Annotated in this window: 25 protein-coding genes; 10 read left to right on the top strand and 15 right to left on the bottom strand. The window is 71.0% G+C overall.

The genetic code is table 11. The features are described from left to right. The first annotated feature begins 111 nt into the window (after positions 1–111). Entirely contained in the window at positions 112–3,213 is a 3,102-nt protein-coding gene (locus tag IEZ15_RS15335) for an NACHT domain-containing protein (protein WP_229845896.1), read from the top strand. Here IEZ15_RS15335 and IEZ15_RS15330 read toward each other — a convergent pair. Genes IEZ15_RS15330 through IEZ15_RS15310 form a run of 5 tightly spaced genes read right to left on the bottom strand, consistent with a single transcriptional unit; the run spans position 3,210 to position 8,141 of the window. Beyond that, positions 3,210–3,923, bottom strand: coding sequence for a VIT1/CCC1 transporter family protein (locus tag IEZ15_RS15330; RefSeq protein ID WP_189277270.1), 714 nt, complete (start codon positions 3,921–3,923; stop codon positions 3,210–3,212). The genes IEZ15_RS15335 and IEZ15_RS15330 overlap by 4 nt on opposite strands. A 25-nt stretch (positions 3,924–3,948) precedes the next feature. Beyond that, the gene (locus IEZ15_RS15325; RefSeq protein ID WP_189277268.1) at positions 3,949–5,172 is read right to left on the bottom strand and encodes an amidohydrolase family protein; all 1,224 of its coding nucleotides are present in this window, start codon (positions 5,170–5,172) and stop codon (positions 3,949–3,951) included. Further along, on the bottom strand, positions 5,172–6,449 hold the full coding sequence (locus IEZ15_RS15320) for an amidohydrolase family protein (RefSeq protein ID WP_114243832.1): 1,278 nt from the start codon (positions 6,447–6,449) through the stop codon (positions 5,172–5,174). Before IEZ15_RS15320 ends, IEZ15_RS15325 begins: the two co-directional genes overlap by 1 nt. 10 nt (positions 6,450–6,459) lie before the next feature. Further along, positions 6,460–7,344, bottom strand: a complete 885-nt coding sequence (locus tag IEZ15_RS15315) for an SDR family NAD(P)-dependent oxidoreductase (RefSeq protein ID WP_189277266.1) — start codon at positions 7,342–7,344, stop codon at positions 6,460–6,462. Beyond that, a complete protein-coding gene (locus tag IEZ15_RS15310; protein ID WP_114243834.1) occupies positions 7,341–8,141 on the bottom strand; it encodes an acetoacetate decarboxylase family protein in 801 nt (266 codons plus the stop codon). Before IEZ15_RS15310 ends, IEZ15_RS15315 begins: the two co-directional genes overlap by 4 nt. 148 nt (positions 8,142–8,289) lie before the next feature. Here IEZ15_RS15310 and IEZ15_RS15305 point away from each other — a divergent pair, with 148 nt between their 5' ends. The 6 genes from IEZ15_RS15305 (at position 8,290) to IEZ15_RS15280 (ending at position 13,867) form a co-directional block, all read left to right on the top strand. Beyond that, positions 8,290–8,964, top strand: a complete 675-nt coding sequence (locus IEZ15_RS15305) for a TetR/AcrR family transcriptional regulator (RefSeq protein WP_114243835.1) — start codon at positions 8,290–8,292, stop codon at positions 8,962–8,964. 29 nt (positions 8,965–8,993) lie between these two features. Further along, a complete protein-coding gene (locus tag IEZ15_RS15300; protein ID WP_189277264.1) occupies positions 8,994–9,992 on the top strand; it encodes a DEDDh family exonuclease in 999 nt (332 codons plus the stop codon). Between the two features lie 64 nt (positions 9,993–10,056). After that, positions 10,057–10,290 (top strand): metallothionein, encoded by a 234-nt coding sequence (locus IEZ15_RS15295; RefSeq protein ID WP_078852816.1) that lies wholly within the window; start codon positions 10,057–10,059, stop codon positions 10,288–10,290. A 71-nt stretch (positions 10,291–10,361) separates the two neighbouring features. Beyond that, positions 10,362–11,186, top strand: coding sequence for an SURF1 family cytochrome oxidase biogenesis protein (locus tag IEZ15_RS15290; protein WP_114243837.1), 825 nt, complete (start codon positions 10,362–10,364; stop codon positions 11,184–11,186). A gap of 120 nt (positions 11,187–11,306) precedes the next feature. Next, on the top strand, positions 11,307–13,106 hold the full coding sequence (locus IEZ15_RS15285; protein ID WP_189277263.1) for a glycoside hydrolase family 15 protein: 1,800 nt from the start codon (positions 11,307–11,309) through the stop codon (positions 13,104–13,106). A 5-nt stretch (positions 13,107–13,111) separates the two neighbouring features. Continuing rightward, a complete protein-coding gene (locus IEZ15_RS15280; protein WP_189277261.1) occupies positions 13,112–13,867 on the top strand; it encodes an SDR family oxidoreductase in 756 nt (251 codons plus the stop codon). 83 nt (positions 13,868–13,950) lie between these two features. Here the strand turns inward: IEZ15_RS15280 and amaP are convergent, their stop codons facing one another. Genes amaP through IEZ15_RS15255 form a run of 5 tightly spaced genes read right to left on the bottom strand, consistent with a single transcriptional unit; the run spans position 13,951 to position 16,268 of the window. Beyond that, a complete protein-coding gene (gene amaP / locus IEZ15_RS15275; protein WP_373302568.1) occupies positions 13,951–14,529 on the bottom strand; it encodes an alkaline shock response membrane anchor protein AmaP in 579 nt (192 codons plus the stop codon). Between the two features lie 5 nt (positions 14,530–14,534). Then, positions 14,535–15,221, bottom strand: a complete 687-nt coding sequence (locus IEZ15_RS15270) for a DUF6286 domain-containing protein (RefSeq protein ID WP_189277259.1) — start codon at positions 15,219–15,221, stop codon at positions 14,535–14,537. Then, positions 15,218–15,580: an Asp23/Gls24 family envelope stress response protein gene (locus IEZ15_RS15265; RefSeq protein WP_373302567.1), complete on the bottom strand. Its 363-nt coding sequence runs from the start codon at positions 15,578–15,580 to the stop codon at positions 15,218–15,220. Before IEZ15_RS15265 ends, IEZ15_RS15270 begins: the two co-directional genes overlap by 4 nt. After that, positions 15,577–15,768, bottom strand: coding sequence for a hypothetical protein (locus tag IEZ15_RS15260; RefSeq protein WP_114243843.1), 192 nt, complete (start codon positions 15,766–15,768; stop codon positions 15,577–15,579). Before IEZ15_RS15260 ends, IEZ15_RS15265 begins: the two co-directional genes overlap by 4 nt. A 32-nt stretch (positions 15,769–15,800) precedes the next feature. Next, complete coding sequence (locus tag IEZ15_RS15255; protein WP_114243844.1) at positions 15,801–16,268, bottom strand: Asp23/Gls24 family envelope stress response protein; 468 nt, start codon at positions 16,266–16,268, stop codon at positions 15,801–15,803. Positions 16,269–16,360: 92 nt separating this feature from the next. On the opposite strand from IEZ15_RS15255, the gene IEZ15_RS15250 reads away from it, so the two are divergent. Beyond that, complete coding sequence (locus IEZ15_RS15250) at positions 16,361–17,062, top strand: hypothetical protein (RefSeq protein WP_189277257.1); 702 nt, start codon at positions 16,361–16,363, stop codon at positions 17,060–17,062. 86 nt (positions 17,063–17,148) lie between these two features. Here IEZ15_RS15250 and IEZ15_RS15245 read toward each other — a convergent pair whose 3' ends face one another. The 3 genes from IEZ15_RS15245 to IEZ15_RS15235 form a co-directional block, all read right to left on the bottom strand. Then, positions 17,149–17,940 carry an enoyl-CoA hydratase/isomerase family protein gene (locus IEZ15_RS15245; RefSeq protein ID WP_114243846.1) on the bottom strand — a complete coding sequence of 264 codons (792 nt, stop codon included), beginning with the start codon at positions 17,938–17,940 and terminating at the stop codon, positions 17,149–17,151. A gap of 151 nt (positions 17,941–18,091) precedes the next feature. Then, on the bottom strand, positions 18,092–18,313 hold the full coding sequence (locus tag IEZ15_RS15240) for a helix-turn-helix domain-containing protein (RefSeq protein ID WP_018518904.1): 222 nt from the start codon (positions 18,311–18,313) through the stop codon (positions 18,092–18,094). A 341-nt stretch (positions 18,314–18,654) separates the two neighbouring features. Then, positions 18,655–20,253, bottom strand: coding sequence for an ABC-F family ATP-binding cassette domain-containing protein (locus IEZ15_RS15235; RefSeq protein ID WP_189277255.1), 1,599 nt, complete (start codon positions 20,251–20,253; stop codon positions 18,655–18,657). 272 nt (positions 20,254–20,525) lie between these two features. Between IEZ15_RS15235 and ypfJ the strand changes: the two genes are divergently transcribed. Both ypfJ and IEZ15_RS15225 read left to right on the top strand, forming a co-directional pair. After that, positions 20,526–21,416, top strand: a complete 891-nt coding sequence (gene ypfJ, locus IEZ15_RS15230; RefSeq protein ID WP_189277253.1) for a KPN_02809 family neutral zinc metallopeptidase — start codon at positions 20,526–20,528, stop codon at positions 21,414–21,416. Between the two features lie 132 nt (positions 21,417–21,548). After that, on the top strand, positions 21,549–21,962 hold the full coding sequence (locus tag IEZ15_RS15225) for a VOC family protein (protein WP_114243849.1): 414 nt from the start codon (positions 21,549–21,551) through the stop codon (positions 21,960–21,962). A gap of 57 nt (positions 21,963–22,019) precedes the next feature. Here the strand turns inward: IEZ15_RS15225 and IEZ15_RS15220 are convergent, their stop codons facing one another. Further along, positions 22,020–23,330, bottom strand: coding sequence for a hypothetical protein (locus tag IEZ15_RS15220; protein ID WP_189277337.1), 1,311 nt, complete (start codon positions 23,328–23,330; stop codon positions 22,020–22,022). Between the two features lie 186 nt (positions 23,331–23,516). Continuing rightward, positions 23,517–24,644, bottom strand: coding sequence for an alpha/beta hydrolase (locus tag IEZ15_RS15215; protein WP_189277252.1), 1,128 nt, complete (start codon positions 24,642–24,644; stop codon positions 23,517–23,519). Positions 24,645–24,687 lie beyond the last annotated feature (43 nt).

The raw sequence follows: 24,687 nt of genomic DNA, 5'->3' as shown, positions 1-24,687 counted from the left end.
CGTTGTTACCAACAAGTATGCGAGACGCGGTGTCAGCAGTCTTTGGTGACTTCTGCCAATACGGGCGTCGTACGATCCCTGCACTGGAGCTTCCATGGGGGAGGAACTGCCGTGCAGGGTCTGGAAGTTGCGATGCTTCGGCTGGCCACTACGGTGATCGGCACGGTCACCAGGTCGCTGGTGGCGCCGAAGCCCGGCGCGGGTCTCGTCCCGGACCCGGTGCGCCCGCTCCCCCGCCCGGCGAAGCCGGACCGGCTGGCGCGGGTGCTCGGCGGCCGGCTGGCGGAGTCGTTCGCCGGGCTGCCGGAGCACGAGCGGCTGGCAGCCGTGGACGCGGTGCGGGACACCTTCGCGGCAGCGGGCGAGCTGACGGCGGACCGGCTGTTCGCCGTGGGCCTGGAGCCCCAGCGACTGCGCGCCGAGCTGTCGGCGCCCGCCGCGGGCCTCTCGGAACGTGCGGTCGAGCTGTACGAGGAGCTGCTCGGCCGGTGCTGCGCGCATGTCGTGGAGCAGCTGACCGCCCAGCCGTCGTTCGCGGCGCGGGCGGCGGTGGCGCAGGTCCGCGCGGCGGAGCGGACGCGGGAGCTGGTGGAGGACGTCCGGGCCCGGGTGGGCCCGCGCCCGGACGCGGCGGCGCTGGACTTCGAGCGGCGGTACGCGGAGTTCGTGGCCGCGGCGAACAGCCGGATGGGGTTGTTCGGACTGACGCTGGGACGGTCGGCGAGTGAGTGGCCGCTGGAGACGGCGTACATCAGTCTGGCGGTGAGTTCCCATGACACCGGTCCGCAATGGTGGGAGCTGTCCACGCCGGACCGGGTGACGGTCAAGGCCGAACAGGCTCTCCTGGAGACCAACCGGCTGCTTCTGCGCGGCCCGGCGGGTTCGGGCAAGAGCACCCTGGTGCAGTGGCTGGCGCTGAATGCCGCACGCCGCACGTTCGACAGCGAGCTGATGGACTGGAACCGCTGCGTACCGTTCGTCCTTCGGCTGCGCGCCTTCACGTCGTACGAGACCTTGCCCGCCCCGGACGACTTCCTGCGCACGACCGGGGTTCCGCTGCACGGCTCGGCGCCAGCGGGGTGGGCGGACCGGCTGCTGACCGAGGGGCGGGCGCTCGTCCTGGTCGACGGGGTGGACGAGGTCCCGATGCGGCTGCGCAACCGGACCGAGCGCTGGCTCAAGGACCTGATCGCGGCGTACCCCCAGGCCCGCTACGTGGTCACGACCCGCCCGTCCGCCGTCCCGGACGGGTGGCTGGGGCAGCAGGGCTTCGTCGCGCACTCGCTGCTGCCGATGGAACGGGACGACATCCGCGCGTTCATCGGGCACTGGCACGACGCGGCGAGGGCGGAGTGCCTGTCCGACGACGACCGGGCGCAGCTCGACTCGTACGAGCACTCGCTGCGGCGGGCGGTCGGAATGCGCCGGGATCTGGGCCGGCTGGCGACCAATCCGCTGATGTGCGCGCTGCTGTGCGCACTGAACCGGGACCGGCGGATGCAGCTGCCGCGCGCCCGCAAGGAGCTGTACGACGCGGCCCTGGACATGCTTCTCGTACGCCGGGACACCGAGCGCGAGATCGTGGGCGTCGAGGGCGTCGACCTGACCCGGGAGGAGCAGACGGCGCTGCTCCAGCGGTTGGCGTACTGGCTGATCCGTAACGGGCAGGTGGAGGCGGATCGCGAAGAGGCCGTCGCGATGGTGGCGGAGTGGCTGCGGGCGATGCCACAGGTGCGGGGCACGGCGGAGCAGGTGTTCGCGCATCTGCTGATCAGGAGCGGGCTGCTGCGCGAACCGGCGCCGGGCGCCGTGGACTTCGTGCACCGGACGTTCCTGGACTACCTGGGCGCGAAGGCGGCGGTGGAGGCGCGGGACTTCGGGGTGCTGGTGCGCAATGCGCACGATGACGGGTGGGACGACGTGGTGCAGATGGCGGTGGGGCATGCGCGGGTGGACGAACGGGCTGTGCTGCTGAGTAAGTTGCTGCATCGTTCCGAGGAGGAGCCGGAACACCGCCATCGTCTGGTGCTGCTGGCGGCGGCGAGCCTGGACCATGCGCCGGAGCTGCATCCCGGTGTGCGGTCCGAGGTCCAGGCGCGGACGGAGGAGCTGCTGCCGCCGCTGGATCTCGAGGACGCCGACGAGCTCGCCAAGGCGGGTGAGCTGGTGCTGGACCTGCTACCGAAGCCCGGCAATCTGAGCGAGGGGACTGCGGCCGCGATCGTACGGACGGCGGCACTGATCGGGGGAGATGCCGCGTTCGAGGTGATGGTCGGGTTCAGGGAGGACGAGCGACCGGAGGTCTCCCGTCAACTGGCCGAGGGCTGGGGCACGTTCGTGGCCGAGGAATACGCCCGGGAGGTGCTGTCCGCCAGTTCCTGGACCAGGTCATATCTGTACGTTCACAGGCCCGATCAGCTCAGCGCGCTGCCCCACACGCGTGGGGCCCGGCGGATTCACCTGAGCGGCGACCATTGCGATCTTGACCCCCTGCTCCTGCTGGATGCCCCGGAAGCACTCTTCCTGTACGACAACCATGCACTGACGGACCTCTCCGTCCTGGCCTCTGTGCCCTCGCTGACCGACGTGGGGCTCAGCCGCTGTTCACGGGTGCAGGACCTGAGCCCTCTGGCCGGCCCCGCACTGAGGAGCCTCCTGCTGTACGAGATCAACCCCGAGGTCTCCATCGAGCCGCTGCGCGACATGACGGGGCTCAAGGACTTCACGGCTCAGCAGCCTCTACTCATCGAGAGCGTGGGCGAACTGCCCATCGGCCCTCAGCTCGTCAACCTCGGGCTCTCCCGTCAGACCCGGTATCTGAGTCTCGACGGCATCGAGCGCTGGCCGCACCTGGACTCGCTCACGGTCGGGGGCCCGACCCAGCTCCTCCAGCTGGAACGGCACCCCACCCTCTGCATGCTCACGGGACTGGGAGTGCACGAGGTCGATCACTTCGACCCTCGGCTGATTCCCGCCCTCACCGGGCTGCAGCGGCTCTTCCTGTTCCGCTGCGGAACCGTCGGCGATCTGACTCCCCTGCGCGACCTGCCCGGCCTCACCTCGCTCCGGCTGAGCCACTGCGCCCAGGACGCTCCCCCGATCGATCTGAGCCCGCTTGCCGGAATCAAGCGCCTCACTGTCACGCTGCTGGACGGCACCCGGGCCACCGGCACCGAACTCTTCCCGCCCGAGCGCATCGTCCGCCGCCCCTAAACCCCCACCGCCCCCAGCAACTCCCCCGCCGCGTAGGTGACCGCCATCGCCACCGCTCCCCCGCCCATGTTCCGCAGCACCGCGGGCCCCGGCGCCGCGTCCCCCAGCCGTGCGCTCCACCAGCCCGTCAGCGCCAGCGCCGCCAGTACCGACAGCACGGTCACGAGGAGCCGCAGCGACGACGGGGGCAGCACGATCGCCAGCAGGGGCAGCAGGGCGCCCGCCGTGAACGCCAGGAAGCTCGCGCCCGCCGCATGCCACGGGTTCGTCAGCTCGTCCGGGTCGATGCCCAGCTCGACCTCCGCGTGGGCGCGCAGCGCATCGCGTTCGGTGAGCTGGAGGGCGGCCTCGCGGGCGACTTCCCGGCTCAGGCCCTTTCCCTCCAACAGGCCAGTGAGTTCCACGAGTTCGGCCTCCGGGGTCTCCGCCAGCTCGCGTTTCTCCGTGGCCAGCGCAGCCCGCTCCGAATCGCGCTGGGTGGAGACCGATACGTACTCGCCCGCCGCCATCGACATGGACCCGGCAAGCAGTCCGGCCAGGCCTGCCGTGAGCAGAGTGCCGCGGTCGCCGGTGGCGCCGGCCACGCCGACGACCAGGCCCGCGGTGGAGACCACACCGTCGTTGGCACCGAGGACCGCGGCACGCAGCCAGTTCAGCCGCGTGCCGAGCCCGTTGCCGTGCGCTTCGTCATGCGCCTGGGTATCCGTCACCCGGGGATGGTCTCACCCTGTCCGGTCACCAGACGCGTACCGACCCGCCCGGCGCGAAGGCTGGGCTGGTCGCGTCCGGCGGAACCTCTTCCAGCGGCTCGGCGATCTCCCCGACCGTCGGGCCGACCCCCGCCGCGACCCGGTCGAGCGCCGCCAGGTCGAACCCGTAGACGCGCGCGGCGTTGCCTCCGACCATGGCCGCGATCTCTTCGGGCGGCAGTCCCGCGTACGCGATCCGCAGGCCCTCCCGCGAGTACGGGGCAGTTCCCTCGTCGTGCGGGTAGTCGCTGCCCCACATGATCTTGTCGAGGCCGATCCGGTCGCGCAGCGGCACCTCGTGCGGCCGCATGAAGCTGGCGCCCACGTAGCAGTTGTCGCGCCAGACCTCACTGGGGCTGTTCCCCATCGAAGCAGCCAGTCCCGCACCGAATCTGGACTCGGCGGTGGATGCCCTGGCCGCCGCCGCGACCAGCCGTCCGTGGTAGTAGTCCAGCATCTCCACGACACCCGGGATCCAGCCGGAGCCCTGTTCGGTGAGGACCAGTTTCAGCCCGGGGTGGCGGCGGAACGCTCCGCCGAAGACCAGGTGCCACAGCGCCCGGTGCGAGAACCAGGTGGTCTCGACCATGAAGACGGCGCGGGCGGCCGGTTCGTCGCCGAGCGGCGGGGACGCCGAGCCGCCGTGGTGGTTCACCGGTACGTCCAGTTCCTCGCAGACCGCCCACAGCGGGTCGTACACCTGCGAGTACAGCTCAGGAATGCCGGAGCCGGGCGGTGCGCCGGGCAGCAGGATGCCGCCGGTGAGGCCCGCCTCCTTGGTTCGGCGGACCTCGCGGACCGCTTCGGCCGGGTCGTTGAGGAGGATCTGTGCCACGCCCGCGCGCCGGCCCGGCACCTGCGCGCAGAAGTCGGCGAGCCAGCGGTTGTGGGCGCGCAGGCCGGCCCAGCGCTGTTCGTACTCCGCCTGCGACGGCGCGGGCGCCATCAGGGAGGCGGAGGGGAAGAACGGCGGGATGGTGTTGGGGAAGACGACCTCCGCGACGATGCCGTCCGCCTCCAGCTCCGCGACGCGGCGTGCGGAGTTCCAGTTGCGGTCGGCGGTGTCGGCGAGGAGGTCCTCGTACGGATTGACGTATGTCGCCGCCCACGCGTCGAAGTCGTCGTGGTATTTCGCTTCCAGGTAGGGCCTGTAGTCGAGGAGATCGGCTCCGGCATGGCAGTCGGCGGAAATGACCGTGTAGCGGTCCATCACTGAACCCCAAGGACCGGGAAGTCGTGGTCGGTCAGCCAGTGCCGGCCGACCTCGCGCGAGCGCGCCCAGGACGCCTCGACCGCCATCTGGTCGGCGCTCTGGCCCAGATCCCCGGGTGTGGGGCCGATGCGCTCGGCGATCGGGGCGAGCTTCGCCGTGTCGAAGCCGAAGACCTCGGCCGCGGCAAGGCCCAGCATGCGGCGGGTCTCGGCCACCGGGATGTCGTGGAAGGTGTTGCGCAGCCAGTTCGCGGTGTTCGGCCAGGTGCCTTCGGGGTGCGGGAAGTCGCTGCCCCACAGGATGTTGTCGACGCCGATCTCGTACCGCTGGGCGAGCTCGCGGCGTTTGGTGTTGGTGGCGCAGATGAAGACCTGGCGGTCGAGGTACTCGTGCGGGGGGCGCTTCAGTTCGGCGAACGGGGAGAGCTTCTTTCCGCCGTGGGCGCCGAGATAGAGCCGGTCCATGAACCAGAGGAGGTTCGGCAGCCACCAGCAGCCGGACTCGGCAACGCCGAACCTCAGCCCGGGATGGCGTTCGAAGGCGCCCGACCAGAGGAGAAACCAGAGCGGGCGGGACGGCCACCAGGTGACCTCGGAGACGTAGATCCCCAGATGGTCGCCGTACTCGTGGCGCGGCGCCGCCCCGGAGTGCGTGACCACGGGCATGGCCGTCTCGGCGGCGGCCGCCCACACGGGGTCGTAACGACGGTCGTGGTAGGGGGCCTTGTCGACCCACATGGACGGGATCATCAGCGCCCCGAGACCCGACTCCTTGGCCCGGTGGATCTCGGCGACGACCCGTTCGACCTCGCCGGTGACGGGCAACAGGGCTACCCCGCAGTGGCGTTCGGGGTTCTGCGAGACGAAGTCGGCGAGCCACCGGTTGTGGGCCTGCGCGCCCGCCATGCCGAGATCCGGGTCCTGGTCGCCGGAGAGGCCGAGGCCGACGCCGAACGGGGCGGCGGTCCGGCTGTCGACGGCGTCCGCGTCCGGGAAGACGACCTCGGCCGCCACCCCGTCGCCGTCGAGCTCCTTGAGACGCTGTGCGGCGTCCCAACCGCCCCTCAGACCTTCCTCGTTGTCGTGGAACCACTTGTCAGCGAAGGCCTCGTTGCGTACACCGAGGCGGGTCATCTCCTCACGGCGGCGGTCGCGCCCGGCGAGGAAGTCGTCGAACTCCCGGTGGAAGCGGGCGTCGAGATAGGGCCGGTACTCCTCGGTGGGCAGCCCGGCGTGGCAGTCGGAGGAGATGATCAGGTACGGGTCGTCGGTCATCGCTCGCTCCTCAGTCGAGTACGAAGCTCTCCAGGTACGACGGGTTGGTCCGGTCGAGCATCGACTGCGACCTGGCGCGGATCTGCCGGTCGCTGTGCTCGCTGTCCGGCAGCATCCAGAAACGGTCGGCGCGTATCCCGTCCACGACGGTCCCCGCGACGTCCTCCACCGGGGTGAACTCCACCTCGTGGCCCGCCGCCCGCATGGCGGACTCCCACTGGTCGAGGTTGCGGTACGGGGTCCTGCGCGGGCGCTTCTTGGCGTACCGCTCCGGCCGGTTGCGGTGCGACTCCCACAGCCCGGTACGGAGCATGTGGGGGCCGGGGAAGAGCACCGAGGCGCCGACCGGCGCGTCATCCGCCTTCAGATGTGCGTACAGCGACTCGGTCATCGTGACGACGGCGGACTTGGTGACCGCGTACACGGAGGCGGTCGGCAGCGGGGCGATCCCGCCGTCGCCGGACGAGGTGTTGACGACATGGCCGGGGCCGCCGCCCGCGATCATGCGCGGCACGAACGCCTGGATGCCGTGGAAGACGCCCCACACATTGACCGCGAACGCCCACTTCCAGTCGTTCGGCTCGTGCTCCCACATCCGGCCCTCGGCCCCGGAGCCGACGCCGGCGTTGTTGCACAGCACATGGACGGCGCCGAAGGTGTCGTACGCGGCTTCGGCCAGGGCCTGTACGGATTCCCGCTCGCCGACGTCGACGGCCCTGGCCAGCACTTGCGCACCGTCCCGGCGCAATTCGCCCGCCGCCTTGTCGAGCGCGCCTTCCTCCACATCGGCGAGGACGACCTTCAGCCCCTCGGCGGCGAACCTGCGTGCCATCGCCAGGCCGATGCCGCTCGCGGCGCCGGTGACGACGGCGACCTGGCCCTCCTCCAGTCTCATCGGACGCTTCCTTCCGGCGGGCCGTCGTGGATCTGCTGCGGGTCGTCGTAACGCTGGTGGATGTACGGCAGCAGGGCCTCGGCGCTCACCCGCTCCACGGCCCTGCCCTGCTGGTCGCTGGTCTTCTCGCCGATGGTGAGGTCGACCAGCCGTCGTACGGGGAGGTCGGCGACCGGGTCGTACATCGACTCGCGCAGCACCACATCGCCCGAGATGCGTTCCAGTCTGCGGACCTTCTCGTGACGGGTGCAGTGGATCAGGACGGGGTCGGAGTCGAAGCCCTCGCCGTCCACCGCGGGCAGGAATTTGAAGTAGAAGTCGAGCTTGGCCGTCGGCCGGGGCAGCGGGAGCGGCCCGCTGACCGCGCCGCGCACCTCGACGAACGCGATGCCGTGCCGGGCGAGCGCGGCCCGGACGACGAGGCCGTCGCGTTCGACGGTCACCTCGCCGAGCTTCTTCGGTTCGCCGAACACCTCACGCCCGCCGGTCAGAGCCCGTTCATGGGTCATCGGCATGACGAGCGGATACCAGCCCTCGTGGCCGTCGTGGACGGCGGCGACGGCGACGGAGCCCGCACCGAGTGGGTAGCCGGGGAGTTCGACCGTACTGATGTTGGCCCGGACGAGCGGGCGCTCGGCAGGTTCGAGGGGCGGCGGGAGGACGGCCTCCACCGCGTCGGGGTCGCTCTCCCAGAGGGCCACCACACCGGTGGACCAGATGTCGGGGAGTGTGGAGCGGGCCGCGCGGGCCGCCGCGATCTCGGCCTCGGTGCGCGCGCCGTACCGTACACGTGCCATGCCGTACCACCCTTCTCGGTCGTCCGTGAATCGGTTCTCCGTGTCTCGGTGTCTCGGTTCTCCGTGCGGTTCTGTAACACAGTTACACCGACGTCGATGAAGGGTAAATAGGCATGCACGTAACGGAGTTCGAGAATCAAGGAGCGCTGTGGCGCGATCGTCACTGACCCGCGAACAGGTCCTGGACACGGCCGGCGCCCTGGTGAAGCGGCACGGCCCGCAGGCCCTCACCATGCGCGCGCTCGCCGCGGAACTGGGCACGGCGGTCACGTCGATCTACTGGCACGTCGGCAATCGTGAATCGCTGCTGGACGCCCTTGTCGAACGCACCGTGCAGGAGATGGGCACCCTCCGCCCGGCCGGCCGGACCCCGGCGGCCCGTATCGTCTCCGTCGCCCGCGGCCTGCACCGCGAACTGCGGGCCAGGCCACATCTGATCGCGATGGTCCACGAACGAGGGCTCACCGAGCGAATGTTCCTCCCCGCGCAACAGGCTCTCGTCCACGAGGTGCACGCCGCGGGACTGCGCGGGGCACGGGCGGCGGCAGCGGTGCGGGCAGTGCAGTTCCAGACCGTCGGCTTCCTGCTCGTCGAACGCAACCGGGAGCGGTCCCCCGTCCAGTCACCCGGCGAAGGAGATCTGTGGACCGCGTCCACCGCGGACGACGACCCGGCACTGGCCCGCGCACTGGCCCGGCCCGCCGACCCGGACCGGCTGTTCGCGGATTCCGTGCGGGCCCTGGTGGAGGGGCTGCTGGCCGGGTCCGCACAACAGGGGTCGCGCCGCGGAACCGGCATGCGGGGGCGGGAGACCGCCGAATAGGAGACTGTCAGTCGCGGCCCGTATTCTCTGTGACCATGCTCGACGACCGCCAGACCGCAGCACCGTGGCCGACCGCCTACCCGCAGGGGTACGCGGTCGTCGACGTGGAGACCACCGGCCTCGCACGGGACGACCGGATAGTGTCCGCTGCCGTCTACCGCCTGGACGCGCAGGGCAATGTCGAGGACCACTGGTACACCCTCGTCAACCCTGAGCGTGATCCCGGTCCTGTCTGGATCCACGGGCTGACCAGTGATGTCCTCGAAGGCGCTCCGCTCTTCCCGGAGGTCGCCGCCCAGCTCTCCGAGCGGCTCGCGAACCGCGTGCTCGTCGCGCACAACGCGGCTTTCGACTGGTCGATGCTGGCCCGGGAGTACGCACGGGCCTCGGTCACCGCCCCCGTCGAGCAGCGGCTGTGCACCATCGCGCTCTCCAAGGAGCTGCGGCTGCCGCTGCCCAACCACAAGCTGGAGTCGCTGGCCGCGCACTTCGGAGTCGTGCAGCAGCGCGCCCACCACGCCCTGGACGACGCCCGGGTGCTGGCCGAGGCGTTCCGGCCGAGTCTGCATGCGGCTGCGCGGGGCGGGGTGCGGCTGCCGTTGCTGGAGTGCCGGCCGCTGACCGAGTGGTCGGACTCCCCGGTCACACCGCGGGTCGGCTACCAGCCTTCGTACGGTCAGAACAGCTGGCGTCCCTCGCGCAAGCGTCCGGCGTGCCCGCATCCGAACCCCGGACGGTACGAGAAGGACAAACCTCTCATGCAGGGCATGCGGGTGGCGTTCTCGGGGGACACCTCCGTCGACCGCGAACTGCTGGAGGACCGGGCCGTGGAGGCCGGGCTGCATGTGGCGACCAGTGTGTCCCGGCTGACCAGCCTGCTCGTCACCAATGACCCGGACTCGGCGACGTCGAAGACGGTGAAGGCGAAGTCGTTCGGCACGCCGGTTCTGGACGAGAGCGCGTTCACCCATCTGTTGCGCGATGTGGCGCCGGCGTCGGCTCGGGCGACCGCGCCGTCATCGGAGTGAACCGGGGACGACTCGCCCGCCCGCCGCTCGCCCGCCGCCGCCCTTGCATCCCACCCTGTGGCGCATGGCACGTTGTGAGGTTTGTGGAAACGACTACGGCATGTCCTTCGAGGTGCACGCGCAGGGCGCGGTGCACGTCTTCGACTGCTTCTCCTGCGCCATTCACCGCATGGCGCCCATCTGCGAACACTGCAGGGTCCAGGTCATCGGCCAGGGGGTCGAGGTCGACGGGCACTGGTTCTGCGGCGGTCACTGCGCCCGCGCCGAGGGGAAGGTGGGCATCATCGACAAAGTCTGATCACCGGCCGCCGCGCCCCCTTCCCCCACCCCTGCGCGATGCACCCCATGACGCAGTTGTACCGTCATGGGGTGTACCGCTTCCTGTTGACCCGGCAGTGGCTGATCCTCGCCCTCCTCTCCCTCGTCCTGATTCCCACGATGGTCGAGCTGGGCTTCTGGCAGCTGCACCGGCATGAGCACAAGGTCGCGCAGAACTCTCTGATCTCCCGCAACCTCAAGGCGAAACCGGTTCCGGTCGCCTCGCTCACCTCTCCGGGTCACACGGTCCCGCGCTCCGACTACTGGCGTGCGGTGACGGCCACGGGTACGTACGACACCGCGCACCAGGTGGTCGTACGCCGCAGGACCTCCACCGACGGCCGGATCGGCGTCCATGTACTGATCCCGCTCGACCTCAAGGGCGGCGGCACGGTCCTGGTCAACCGCGGCTGGGTGCCCTCCGCCGAAAGCCAGCGCGCCTTCCCCGACGTACCGGCCGTGCCCAAGGGCGAAGTGACCGTCACCGGACGGCTCAAGGCCGACGAGACGACGAGCGCCAGCGGCATCAAGGACATCTCGGACCTGCCGGACCGCCAGGTGATGCTGATCAACAGCGCCCAGGAGGCCGAGCGGCTCTCCCGGCCGGTGCTCGGCGGCTACATCGAGCAGACCGCGCCCGAGCCCGTCGGCGGCTCCCCGGAGCTGATCGAGGCCCCGGACGACAGCTCGATCGGCCCGCACATGGCGTACGCCGTGCAGTGGTGGCTGTTCGCCGCCGGTGTCCCGGTCGGCTTCGTGGTCCTCGCCCGCAGGGAGAAGCGCGACCGGATGGAGGCCGCGGCCAAGGCCGCCGCCGGGGAGCAGGATGCCTCCGAGCCGAAGGAGCCGGAGCAGCCGGAACCCGCGACGGCCTGACACCGGCTCCGCCCGGGTGTCGGCGAGCTGTCCGTGGGCCGGCATCGGCTGTCCGTCGGAATGACCCCCGTCTCTCCTGGGACTGCTTAGCGAGCCCCAGGTTCGGGAACACGCCAGAACGTGACCCCATGCATCGAGGACTACGCCCTCATCGGCGATCTGCAGACAGCCGCCCTGGTCGGCAGGAACGGTTCTGTCGACTGGCTGTGCCTGCCCCGCTTCGATTCGGGCGCCTGCTTCGCGGCCCTGCTCGGCGACGAGGACAACGGCCACTGGCAGATCGCTCCGAAGGGCGCCGACACCTGCACCCGGCGCGGCTATGCGGGTGACTCCCTCGTCCTGGAGACGTTCTGGGAGACCCGTACCGGCACGGTCAAGGTCATCGACTTCATGCCGCAGCGCGACCAGGAACCCGATGTCATGCGGATCATCGAGGGCATCAGCGGCACCGTCGAGATGAGCTCTGTGATCCGGCTGCGCTTCGACTTCGGCTCGGTCGTGCCGTGGGTGCGCCGCTCGCAGGGGCACCGGGTGGCGGTCGCGGGGCCGGACTCGGCCTGGCTGCGCAGCGAGCCGCCGGTCAGAACGTGGGGCCAGCATTTCTCCACCTGTTCGTCGTTCACCGTCTCCGAGGGCGAACAGGTGGCGTTCGTGCTGACCTGGCACCCCTCGCACTCGCCGCGCCCCGATCTCGTCGACCCGTTCGAGGCGCTGAAGAGCACCCTGTCCGACTGGGCGGAGTGGTCCGCGCGGTGCAAGTACCGGGGCCCGTACCGGGAGGCGGTGATCCGCTCGCTGATCACGTTGAAGGCGCTCACCTTCGCCCCGACCGGCGGCATCGTGGCGGCTCCCACCACCTCGCTGCCCGAGGAGATCGGCGGCGTACGGAACTGGGACTACCGCTTCTGTTGGCTGCGGGACTCCACTCTCACCCTCGGCGCCCTCATCTCGGCCGGTTATCTGGAGGAGGCTGCCGCCTGGCGGGACTGGCTGCTGCGGGCCGTCGCCGGGGACCCGGCCGACCTGCAGATCATGTACGGCCTGGCGGGCGAGCGCAGGCTGCCCGAGGCGGAGCTGCCGTGGCTGAGCGGATACGAGAACTCCAGCCCGGTCCGGATCGGTAACGCCGCGGTCCGCCAGCGTCAGCTCGATGTGTACGGAGAGGTCATCGACTCGTTGCGGCTCGCGCGCGAGGCGGGCCTGGACGACAAGCCGCACGCCTGGAGTCTTCAGCTCAGCCTGCTCGGCTTCCTGGAGTCCACCTGGCGCGAGCCGGACGAGGGGCTGTGGGAGATCCGAGGCCAGCGCCGCCACTTCGTGCACTCCAAGGTGATGGCCTGGGTCGCCGCCGACCGTGCCGTACGCACCCTGGAGAAGAACCCCTCGCTGGCCGGCGACGCCGAGCGGTGGCGGGTGATGCGGGACGCCGTGCACCGGGAGGTGTGCGAGAAGGGGTTCGACCCGGTGCGGAACACCTTCACGCAGTCCTACGGCTCCCGGAATCTGGACGCCGCGACGCTGCTGATCGCCCGGACCGGGTTCCTGCCGCCGGACGATCCCCGGATGATCGGGACGGTCGACGCGGTCCGGGACGAGCTGGGCAGCGGCTGCCTGGTCCGCCGCTACAGCACGGACGGCAGCTCGATCGACGGACTGCCCGGCAGCGAAGGGGCCTTTCTGGCGTGCTCGTTCTGGCTGGCCGACGCCCTGCGCCTGACCGGGCGCGCCGAGGAGGCCAGAGAACTCTTCGAGCAACTCCTGGCGCTCCGCAACGATGTGGGGCTGCTCGCCGAGGAGTACGACATCGTCGGGCACCGGCAGCTCGGCAACTTCCCGCAGGCGTTCAGCCACATCGGACTGGTGGGCACCGCCATGGCGCTGGCCGGGGAGAACACGCTGGAGGGCGACACGGCAGGATAGGGCCCATGGATCTTGGACTGAAGGACCGTGTGTACATCGTCACCGGAGCGAGCCGGGGGCTGGGCAACGCCACGGCGCGGGCGCTGGCCGAGGACGGCGCGAGGGTGATCATCACCGGCCGGGACGAGAAGAGCGTCGAGGCGGCCGCCGCCGAACTGGGGCCGGACGCCGTCGGCCTCGTCGCGGACAACGCCGACCCCGCCTCCGCACAGCGTCTGGTGAACAGCGCGCACGAGCGTTTCGGCCGGCTCGACGGCATTCTCATCAGCGTCGGCGGACCGGCGCCCGGCTTCGTCGCCGACAACACCGACGAGCAGTGGCAGTCGGCCTTCGAGTCGGTGTTCCTGGGCGCGGTACGCCTTGCCAGGGCCGCGGCGGCCACGCTCGGCGAGGGCGGGGTCATCGGTTTCGTGCTCTCCGGCTCCGTGTACGAGCCGATCGCCGGGCTGACGATCTCCAACGGTCTGCGCCCCGGCCTGGCCGGTTTCGCCAAGTCCCTGGCCGATGAGCTCGGCCCCCGGGGTATCCGCGTGGTGGGGGTGCTGCCGGGCCGGATCAGCACGGACCGGATGCGTGAGCTGGATGCGCGCTCGGGCGATGCGGAAGCCTCTCGTACGACCAATGAGGCAGGTATTCCGCTGCGGCGCTACGGCACTCCGGAGGAGTTCGGCCGGACCGCGGCGTTCCTGCTCTCGCCCGCGGCGTCGTACCTGACGGGCGTCATGCTGCCGGTCGACGGCGGCTCCCGGCACGGCTTCTGAACCGGCCCGCTCTGCCCCGGACCGCCGGACGGGTTCGATTCCTCAGGCCCGTCCGGCGATCGGGGACACCACGGCAACGGCCGTCAACTCACCCTTTCCGCACGGTGCTTGACCGCCCTCAGCCGCACCTCGGCCGGGAGCTCCGCCAGTCCGGCCGAATCCCGCGCATGGGCCAGTGCCTCGTCGGTGAGGCGGCCGAGCGCCTCGTCCGGCGCCGCGTGCGGCTCCATCAGCAGGCGGATCCTGGCGCGCGGCGAACTGCGCCGGCCGGTCAGCACGACCTGGGCGCGGGCCACCCCGTCCAAGGTCCCCGCCTCATCGGCGAGCACCCCCTCCAGGGCCCGGCCCCGCAGCAGCGCACCCTCGCCGTCGCCGCTGTCCACCAGCACCTCGGCGAGCCGGGCGCGACGCAGCTGGGCCAGCAGCCACCACAGTGCGAGGACGACCACGACGGCCAGGAGCGCGATCACCGTCGGCCACCACCAGCCCTCGCCGCGCCAGCGGTCCCGGTCGGCCTCGCTGAGGAGCACGTCGCCCTTGCCGTACCAGGGCCACCAGGACGGTACGGAGAGACCGAGCCCGGCGGCGAGCACCGCACCGCCGCCGCAGATCAGCACCAGCCCGGCCAGGCCGAGCAGTACCCGGTTGACGGTCCTGAGCAACGGGCTCACCCCTTCTTCGCGGGACGGCGGACATGTACGGACAGGCTCGGCGGCCTGGCCAGACCCAGATCCTTGATGCCGGTCCCGAGCACGGTGTCCAGATCGGCCCGTACGTCGTCGAGTTCACGGAAGTGCGACACCGCACGCACCCCGACCTTGCCCCGGCCCATCCGGACCCGTACCGACCGCACACCCGACACCTCGATGGCGCGGTCCCGCAGGACCAGTGCGGCCGCGGGCCGGTCGAGGCCGGCCCGTACACCGGGGCGGTCGCGGCGCATCGGCAGCAGGCCGCGGAGTCCGGGGGTGACGGCGAGCACGAGCAGCCACAGGCCGATCGCCACGGCGGCCGCCGCGCCGGCCAGCACCCAGACGTCGTCCAGCGGCCGGACGGCGAGCTCGTCGGCCAGCGTGCGGCGCCACCGCATCGCCGGGTGGCCGGCCCTTACCGCCGCCACGTCGTAGAGCAGCAGACCGGTGCCGCCGAGGATCACCAGGGCGAGGATCGCCGCGGGGATGCGGCGCGCGGACCAGAAACGGCCCGCCCTGCCGCCGCTCTCCTGCTGTGCGGGCGCCGGGTCGTAGGCGGCGGACGAGGCGGACTGGTCGAGTTCGAGCGCGGTCCCCTGTTCGACGGGCCGGGTGGTGGGCAGCCGTTGCGTACGGTGTTCCGGTTCGTGGGGCTCGGTCATCGGATCCTCCCCTGTGCCGCGATGCTCGCTCCCATCGGATGCAGGCGCTCGACCTGTACGGCGACCTCGGGCACTTCCATCCCCGCCAACGCCTTTACCCGTGCGACGACATGCCGACGCACCCCGCCGCACTGGCGCCCGATGTCGGAGGGATATCCGAGCTCCAGGCTCACCCGGACCCGGGCGGTGTCGCGGTGCACCGTGACCGTGGCGCGCGGCGAGGCGCCTTCCTTCGGCGGCTCGTCGATCGCCTCCTTCGCCGCCTGTGCGGCGATCTTCGCGACCACCCGGTCGGCGATCCGGGTCTCCCCGCGCTCACCGGCGGCGACCCTGCCGCTCGCCCCCGACAACGCCGTCACCGCCGTCGGTCGCCGCGCTCGCGACTCCGGAAGAAGTCGCCGGGATCCAGGTCACCCTCCAGGAAGCGACCGACGACGAAGCCGATCGCCCCCAACGCGGCCACCAGCAGAAAGGCCCCGAATCCGCCGAAGTACCCGGCGAATCCGAGCGCCATGCCGGCCACCATGCCGGCCACAGCCATGTTCATCCTGCGCTCCTCAACTGCCTCGGCCAGGAGGCCTACTGGAGACGTGGCTCGGGCTCTTCCTCTTCCTCGTCGGGCAGCTTCACATCGCTGACCGCGATATTGACCTCGACGACTTCGAGGCCCGTCATCCGCTCGACCGCCGCGATGACGTTCTCCCGTACGTCACGGGCGACATCGATGATCGACACGCCGTAGTCGACGACGATCTCCAGATCGAGAGCGGTCTGTGATTCGCCGACCTCCGCCTTGACCCCTCGGGTGACGGACTTCCCGCCTCCGGGTACCCGTTCGCGCACCGCTCCGAACGTACGCGCGAAGCCACTGCCCATCGCATGGACACCGACCACGTCACGTGCCGCCATTCCCGCGATCTTCTCGACCACGCCGTCGGCGATGGTCGTACGGCCACGGGTCGCGGGGTCTCCCCCGCCACGCTTGGTGATCGGGGTCAATTCCTTGTCGGGGCTCTCGGGACGGTTCCGCTGTGGGGTGTCGGTCATCGCCACTCTTCCCTTCGGGGCAGGTTGGACCTCCTTGCCCACATTAAGTGCGCTTGCCCCGTCTCGCGCCGTGGATGCGGCAGGCTGGGGAAATGACGACGGCTGACAGCCCGCACAGGGCCGACGGATGGACGGCAGCGGTTCGGCAACGGCTCGGCCTGGGCCGGCTGCTTCCGCTGGGCGGCCCGTCGGACGGGGCCTGGATCTCGGAGCGGGCCGCGGCCTGGGTGCTGCGTGACGCGGTGGGCGGGCCGGGACCTGGACCGGTGCTCGGGGAGCTCAGGATCTCCGTGGCTGATCCCGATCGGGCCCCGGACGCGGAGGTGGAACCGCCGCCGAGTGCGCTGCCGCCGGGGCCGCTGCGGATCGAGGCGACCATGTCGGCGATGTCCGGCCGACCGCTGCCCGCCGCGGCCGCGGCGCTGCGCTCGGCGCTGCTGACGGCAGCCGGGCACCGGCTGGGCCTGGTGGTCGCCGAGGTGGATCTCCGAGTGACGGAGCTGCTGGACACACCACCCGAACGGCGGGCGCCCGCACCGGCCGAGGTGCGCTCGGCGAGGCCGGAGGGGGCGGCGGGGCTCGCTGCCGCGGGGGTTCCGGGTGTCGTGACGCTGACCCGGGTGCTGGGCGACGCGGTGCACGCGGGCCCGGACCGTGTACGGGTCGAACTGGCGACGGACTCCGGCCACCGGGCGCTCGATGTGGCACGTGCGGTACGGGGCGCGGTGGCGGATGCGGTGGAGGGGAGTCCCTCGGTCGCGGTGCTGGTCACGGCGGTGGTGGAGCGGGACTGACCACCGGACGGGGCTGACCGTCGGACGGGGCTGACCGTCGGACGGGCCAAAGGAGCGAGCCCGCCCGGCGATCGAGGGCACAGCTCTCAGTCGGTGATGCCCGCCAGGTCGCGCAGACGGCGGCCCTGCGCGGCGCGTTCGGCGACACGCTGCTCCTCGTAACCACGGGAGACGGCACCGCTCAGCAGCGCCTTGGTCTCCACGACCGCGTCGCGCGGGGCGGCCAGCAGCGCGCCGGCCAGATCGCGGGCGGCGGCGTCCAGTTCGTCGGCGGGGACGACGAGGTTCGCCAGGCCGGTGCGCTCGGCCTCCGCGGCGTGCACGAAGCGGCCCGTGGCGCAGATTTCGAGCGCGCGGGCGTATCCCACCAGGTTGACCAGGGGGTGCGTGCCGGTGAGGTCGGGGACCAGACCGAGGCTGGTCTCGCGCATGGCGAACTGCACGTCCTCGGCGACGATCCGCAGATCGCAGGCGAGAGCGAGCTGGAAGCCGGCACCGATCGCATGTCCCTGGACGGCCGCGATCGACACGATGTCGTTGCGGCGCCACCAGGTGAACGCCTCCTGGTACTCGGCGATGGTCGCGTCGAGCTCGGTCTCCGGGCCGCGCGCCATGTCGAGGAAGGACGGCTCACCGTCGAACCCCTCGGGGGTGAACGCCTGCCGGTCGAGGCCCGCGGAGAAGGACTTGCCCTCGCCGCGGAGCACAACGACCCGCACATTGCCGGGCAGTGCCCGTCCGGCCTCTGTCAACGCCCGCCACAGAGCGGGGGACTGAGCGTTGCGCTTGGCCGGATTGGCGAGGGTCACCGTGGCAACCGCGTCATCGACGGTGAGTCGTACGCCGTCCTTGTCGAGAACGGAGTCGAGCGAGGTCATGGGGCGCCTCCGGATCGGTTCAGTCAGCACTTCGAGCTAAGTGACTGAACAGTAACCACCCGGTCGATATCACGATCAACCGGGTGGCCACCGCCGAAACCGGTGAGCCCCGGGGCGAGCCGGACGACCTGCCCCGATCCGCCGAAGGCCGTCAGGCCGTGGCGGCCTTCTTGCCTCGTGTCGCTCCGCCGCGTCCACGCAGCGTGACTCCGGACTCACTGAGCATCCGGTGGACGAATCCGTAGGAGCGGCCGGTCTCTTCGGCCAACGCCCGGATGCTCGCACCGGAGTCGTACTTCTTCTTCAGGTCTGCCGCGAGCTTGTCGCGCGCGGCGCCGGTAACCCGGCTGCCCTTCTTCAGAGTCTCGGCCACCCGTGCCTCCTCATGGGAAGTGCGCTCTGGACTCTCATGATCACCCCTCGGAGGCTTCCTGGCCACCCATTCGGCAAGGTCCGTGCAACGGGATTCCCGCCCGGGGAACGGGCCTACACGACCGGAATCCCGTATTCCGGGGGGCTGTGGGGGCGTGTGAGGACAGACCCGGGATGAACCGCCAGGTCAGGGCCACACGGGGATTGCGGCCCCAAATGGGTGCGCCCGGCAGGTATCTGCCGGGCGCCGCGCCGAGGTACGAGACGTACTCACGCAGATGATGGATCACGCATAGGCCGAATGATCCAGACGAAGTGGATCAGACGGTGACGGGGCCGGAATCAGGCGAGCGCGACGAGGTCCTGGTAGTCCGCGCCCCACAGGTCCTCGACACCGTCCGGCAACAGGATGATGCGCTCCGGCTGAAGCGCCTCGACCGCTCCCTCGTCGTGCGTGACGAGGACCACGGCGCCCTTGTACGTACGCAGCGCGCCGAGGATCTCCTCGCGGCTAGCCGGGTCGAGGTTGTTCGTCGGCTCGTCCAGGAGCAGCACATTGGCGGAGGAGACCACCAGGGTCGCCAGCGCGAGACGGGTCTTCTCACCGCCGGAGAGGACGCCGGCGGGCTTGTCGACGTCGTCGCCGGAGAAGAGGAACGAGCCCAGCGTCTTGCGGACGTCGACGAGATCGAGGTCCGGCGCCGCGGAGCGCATGTTCTCCAGGACGGAGCGCTCCGGGTCGAGGGTCTCGTGCTCCTGGGCGTAGTAGCCGAGCTTGAGTCCGTGGCCCTCGATGACCTGGCCGGTGTCGGGCTTCTCGGCACCGCCGAGGAGCCGGAGCAGCGTGGTCTTGCCCGCACCGTTGAGGCCGAGGATGACGACCCGGGAGCCCTTGTCGATGGCAAGATCCACATCGGTGAAGATTTCGAGCGAGCCGTAGGACTTGGAGAGCCCCTCCGCCATCAAGGGCGTCTTGCCGCACGGCGAGGGCTCGGGGAAGCGCAGCTTGGCGACCTTGTCGGAGACCCGGACGGCCTCCAGGCCGGAGAGCAGCCGCTCGGCGCGCTTGGCCATGTTCTGCGCGGCGACGGTCTTGGTGGCCTTGGCGCGCATCTTGTCGGCCTGCGAGTTGAGGGCCGCGGCCTTCTTCTCGGCGTTCTGCCGCTCGCGCTTGCGGCGCTTCTCGTCGGCCTCGCGCTGCTGCTGGTAGAGCTTCCAGCCCATGTTGTAGATGTCGATCTGCGAGCGGTTGGCGTCGAGGTAGAAGACCTTGTTGACGACCGTCTCGACGAGCTCGACATCGTGGGAGATCACGATGAAGCCGCCGCGGTAGGTCTTGAGGTAGTCGCGCAGCCAGACGATCGAGTCGGCGTCGAGGTGGTTCGTCGGCTCGTCGAGCAGCAGGATGTCGGCGTCCGAGAACAGGATGCGGGCCAGCTCGACGCGGCGGCGCTGACCGCCGGAGAGTGTGTGGAGCGGCTGCCCGAGCACCCGGTCGGGCAGGCTGAGCGCGGCGGCGATGGTGGCGGCCTCGGCCTCGGCGGCGTATCCGCCCTTGGTGAGGAACTCCGTCTCCAGGCGCTCGTACTTCTTCATCGCCTTCTCACGGGTGGCGCCCTTGCCGTTCGCCATCCGCTCCTCGTTCTCGCGCATCTTGCGCAGGATCTCGTCGAGACCGCGGGCGGAGAGGATGCGGTCGCGGGCGAGTACGTCGAGGTCGCCGGTGCGCGGGTCCTGCGGGAGGTAGCCCACCTCACCGGATCGGGCGATGGTGCCGCCGGCGGGGTTGCCCTCGCCTGCGAGGCACTTGGTGAGGGTGGTCTTGCCCGCTCCGTTGCGGCCGACGAGGCCGATGCGGTCACCCTTGGCGATACGGAAGGAGGCGGACTCGATGAGGATGCGGGCGCCGGCGCGCAGCTCGATGCCGGAAGCGGTGATCACGGTAAAACTCCAGGGCGGTGTGGACGGCGGACGGGACGATGACAGAGCTCGACTCGACGCCGTTACTCATGCACAAGGAGATTTGCCATACGGGTCATTCTACTGGCGGTGTGCAACTGCTTTTCCGCGTGCGCTCACCGCACTTGCCGAAAACTCGCTCAACGCTGCCGCTCCACTCCACCGCGCGACCAAAAAAGGGCATTGCGGTGTGAACTACCTAATACTCGGCGGAGGTGGTGAGGCCACCACGGCCGGAGCAGAGGGTGGTGCCCATGCAGTTCGACGACGACGCCGATCTGGACACGTCCGAGGTCCAGGATGTGCGTGGCAGCCGCATCCCCGGCGGCAAGGCCACCGTGGGCGGTGGCATCGCCGGTCTCATCGCACTGATCCTGGGGCTGCTCTTCGGCGTCGGCCCCGATCAGCTCGGCCTGTCGTCCGGTGGCTCGGGCACGACGGCGACCGCGTCCTCGGCGGCACAGGTGCAGCAGTCCTGCCGGACCGGACAGGACGCGAACACCAGGGAGGACTGCCGGATCGTCGCGGTGGTCAACAGCGTGCAGGACTACTGGGGGCAGGAGTTCCGGCGGCGTGGCGGGACGTACACGGACGCCCGGACGGTCCTGTTCACCGACCGGGTCGGCACCCCGTGCGGCTCCGCGACCTCGGCGGTCGGGCCGTTCTACTGCCCGGGTGACCGGCAGGTCTATCTGGACCTGGGTTTCTTCGACGAGCTGCGGACGAAGTTCGGCTCCAGCGGCGGCCCGTTCGCCCAGGCGTACGTCGTCGCCCATGAGTACGGGCACCATGTGCAGGGCCTCATGGGGACGCTGAGCCGCTCGCAGGACAGGCAGACCGGTGCGAACAGCAACGCGGTCAAGGTGGAGCTGCAGGCGGACTGTTACGCCGGGGTCTGGGCGCATCACGCGACAACCACGCCCGACGAATCGACCGGGCGACCGCTGATCACCTCGTTGACACAGGCGGACGTCCGGGACGGACTCGACGCGGCGGCAGCTGTCGGCGACGACCGGATCCAGGAGAGGTTCCAGGGCCGGGTCACGCCCGAGTCCTGGACGCACGGCTCGGCCGCGCAGCGGCGGCAGTGGTTCACCACCGGCTTCCGCAGCGGAGACATGGCCGATTGCAACACCTTCCGCTGAGCCGGACCGTCGGCAGCCGGGCCGTCCGAGCCGGGCCTCTTGAGCCGAGCCGAGCCGTTGTCAGCGGCCGGTGGAAGACTGAGATGCAGATCACAGAAGCAGGTCACGGGAGTACGAGAAGGGGTGAGCGCGATGGCAGGCGCACCGGCCGGCGTTCCGACGATCTATCCGACGATTCTGTACGACGACGCGAAGGCTGCGATCAGGACGCTGACGGAGGGCCTCGGCTTCACCGAGGAGGCGGTGTACGAGGGCGAGAGCGGCACGGTGCTGCATGCGGAGCTGTCCTGCGGCAACGGCAGGGTGATGCTGGGCTCCAAGGGCCGCGAGGGTGTCTTCGCCAAGGCGATGCAGGGAGCGGGCCCGGCCGGTGTCTACGTCGTGGTGGACGAGGTCGATGAACACCACGCCCGGGCCGTGGAGTACGGGGTGGAGATCCTGATGCCGCCCACGGACCAGGACTACGGCTCCCGCGACTTCATTGCGCGGGACGCGGAGGGCAATGTGTGGAGCTTCGGGACGTACGCACCGGGGTCGGCGGACTGACGGGCGGTCGGCCGGACGGGCTCGGGGCCGAGCCCGTCCGACGCGGACTCACGTGCGCTACGCGCCGCCCGTGTGCACCTGGAACGCGGCCCGGCGCACCGCTTTGGCCAGCGCGGGGTCCGGGTGCGCGGCGGCCAGGGCCACCAGGACCTGCACGGTCCGCGGGTGGCCGACTGCCCTTACCTCGTCCAGCAGCGCCGGCACCGTGCCCTGGACGGCCGAGTCGAGATGGCGGACCAGCAGCCCGGTCTCGCCGTGGTCCGCGACGGCCGCCGCGGTGTCGACCCAGAGCCAGGTGGCTTCCTCGCGGCTGAGGACGTCCTGGGCGTCCTCGGGGTCCGTTCCGCCGTACTCGGCCAGCCACAGCAGCGCATAGGGGCGCAGCGAGGGGTCGCCCACGACGGAGCGCACCTCGGGCTCGGCGGGTGCGCCGACGACCCGGAGCGCCTCGAAGGCGAGTCCGCGCAGCAGCGCGTCCTCCCCGCGGGCGACGCCGAGGAGTTCGGCAACGGCACTGCCGACGGGGCGGGCGGCGAGCCAGGCCCGGTATTCGGCGCGGGCCGGACCGGGAGTGAGCCGGGCGCAGCCCAGCAGCATGTCCGCGGCGGACTGCTCGATGTTCCCGGCCGGACTCTGGGCCGCGACGCAGATCTGTTCCAGCTTGACCCAGACCGCCCAGTTGCCGAGCGGGGTGAGGGTGGCATGTCCGGCGCCGAGGGTGAGCGCGCCTACGGCGGCCAGTCCCTCAAGGGCCCAGTCGAGAAGGAGGGCGACCAGGGCTGCGGGGTGTCCCGCGGGGGCGGACTCGGCCGGTGCGGGCGGCGCCTGCGGCCCGTACGGCACCTCGCAGCGCTCCTCGTGGAGTTCCGCGACACGCTGACCGAGAAGGTCCAGGAGGGCGGGCACGGTGACCGGGCCCGCCGAGAGCTGGAGGAGGGAGAGCACCTGCGGCACGGCCTCGACGGCCTCCGCGACCGCGGTGGACTCGATGCCCTCGGGCGCGGGGTGGACGAGCGACCAGGCGTCGAAGAGCGCCACCCAGCCGCGGAGCACGGCGGAGTCGTCGCGGTCCCAGGCGCGCAGCCGCCAGCCGGGGCGTGCGGTGTCGCCGTGCAGTTCGACCAGACCGGCGAGCCGGGCCCGGTCCCAGCCGGAGCGCACCTGGGCCGGGGACAACTCCAGGGCTGTCACGGCCCGTTCGAGGGCCTGGGCGGCCAGGGGCGGCGCGCCGGGGATCGCGCCGTCGGCTGCCCAGCGGGCGATCCGTACGGCGTCGGCGAGGGCCGTCCTGGCCTGGCGGGCCAGTTCCGCCCTGGGTGGGGTGCCCTCCGGGGGGCGGGGAGCCGGCCTGGTGCGCCGGGTGGTCACGGCCTTGCGAGCGGTGGCAAGGGGTCGCGGGCGGACAAGTCGCAGCCTGGAGTCGCGCGGGGTACGGGACGTCACGGGGAGCAGTCTTGCCCCTGACGGGCCGAAAGCCCAAACGGAACCCGAATTCGCGGTGGAAGGGGGTGGCGGGCGGGGTCCGGCACCAATCGGCCGATCCCCCGCATCAGGTCACATCAGGGGCGTGAGGAAGCGGCGCAGGGCCTCTTCGTAGTGGACCGGGTCGGCATTCCACATCGCCGCATGCGGAGCCTGCGGTACGGCGCGCAGGGCAACCAGGTCCGCACGGCGGGCGGCGAGATCGCGAGACGGCTGCCAGGGGGCCAGGGTGTCGTCCGGTCCGTGGAAGATCAAGGTCGGGACATGCAGCGCCTTTGCGAGGGAGCCGTCCAGGAGCCGGGCGCCGCGCAGCCCGGTCTGCCCCTGGGCTGCGCGGACGGCGAGCGGCAGCAGTGCGGTCGGGACACCGCGGGCGACGGCCAGTGCGCGCAGCGTGGTGACCCAGTCCAGGACCGGGGAGTCGAGGACGAGACCGCAGATCCGGTTGCGGAGCGCGGAGTTGACGGCCGCGTGCAGCGCCATCGAGGCGCCGGTGGACCAGCCGTGCAGGACGACCTTCTCGGCTCCGTACCGCACGGCGAAGCGGACCGCCGCGTCAAGGTCGCGCCATTCGGACTCGCCGAGGTGGGTGAGGCCGTCCGGGGAACGCGGGGCTCCGGCGTCGCCGCGGTAGGCCAGGTCGAGCACGGGCAGGCGCAGATCGTGCAGGAACTCCATGACGTTCATGGGGTGTTCCCTGGTGGTGCCGAGACCGTGCACGGCGATGACCCAGGTGTCACGGGGGCCGGGCAGGAACCAGGCGGGCAGGGGGCCGAGTTCGCCGGGGATCTCGACTTCCCTGTGATCGATTCCGAGGGCCGACGAGGGGTCGCCGCTGTGCAGCTGCGGGGTGATGCGGACCTTGGCGCCGGTTTCCAGGCTGCCGCGGTTGACTCGTTCCAGTCTGCGGACGACGGTGTCGGGGGCGTGGTGGGCGTGTTCGATCACCGGGCCGACGACGGCGTGGACGTCGTCGCCCTCCAGTCCGTACGTACCGGGTCGCAGCGCGGCGAAGGAGCGGGTCAGGGTGACCTGCCCGGCCGCCGTGGCGTGCACGGTGATCCCGCGGTCGGTGGGGAGTGGTCGTCCGGGCGGCGCTCCGAGGGCGGCGTCGCTGGCGTACCGGCCGGCCGCGACCGCTGCCGCACCGACGCCGAGGATCGTGGTGACGGCTGCTGCCGTGACTGTTGCCGGGCGCACCGCTTCAGTGTCGTGGGGTGCGCCGCACCCTGCCAGCGGACGG

This window comes from Streptomyces atratus (assembly GCF_014648655.1).
GTDB classification, from domain to species: domain Bacteria; phylum Actinomycetota; class Actinomycetes; order Streptomycetales; family Streptomycetaceae; genus Streptomyces; species Streptomyces atratus.
This window is presented reverse-complemented; position numbering and strand designations above follow the sequence as displayed.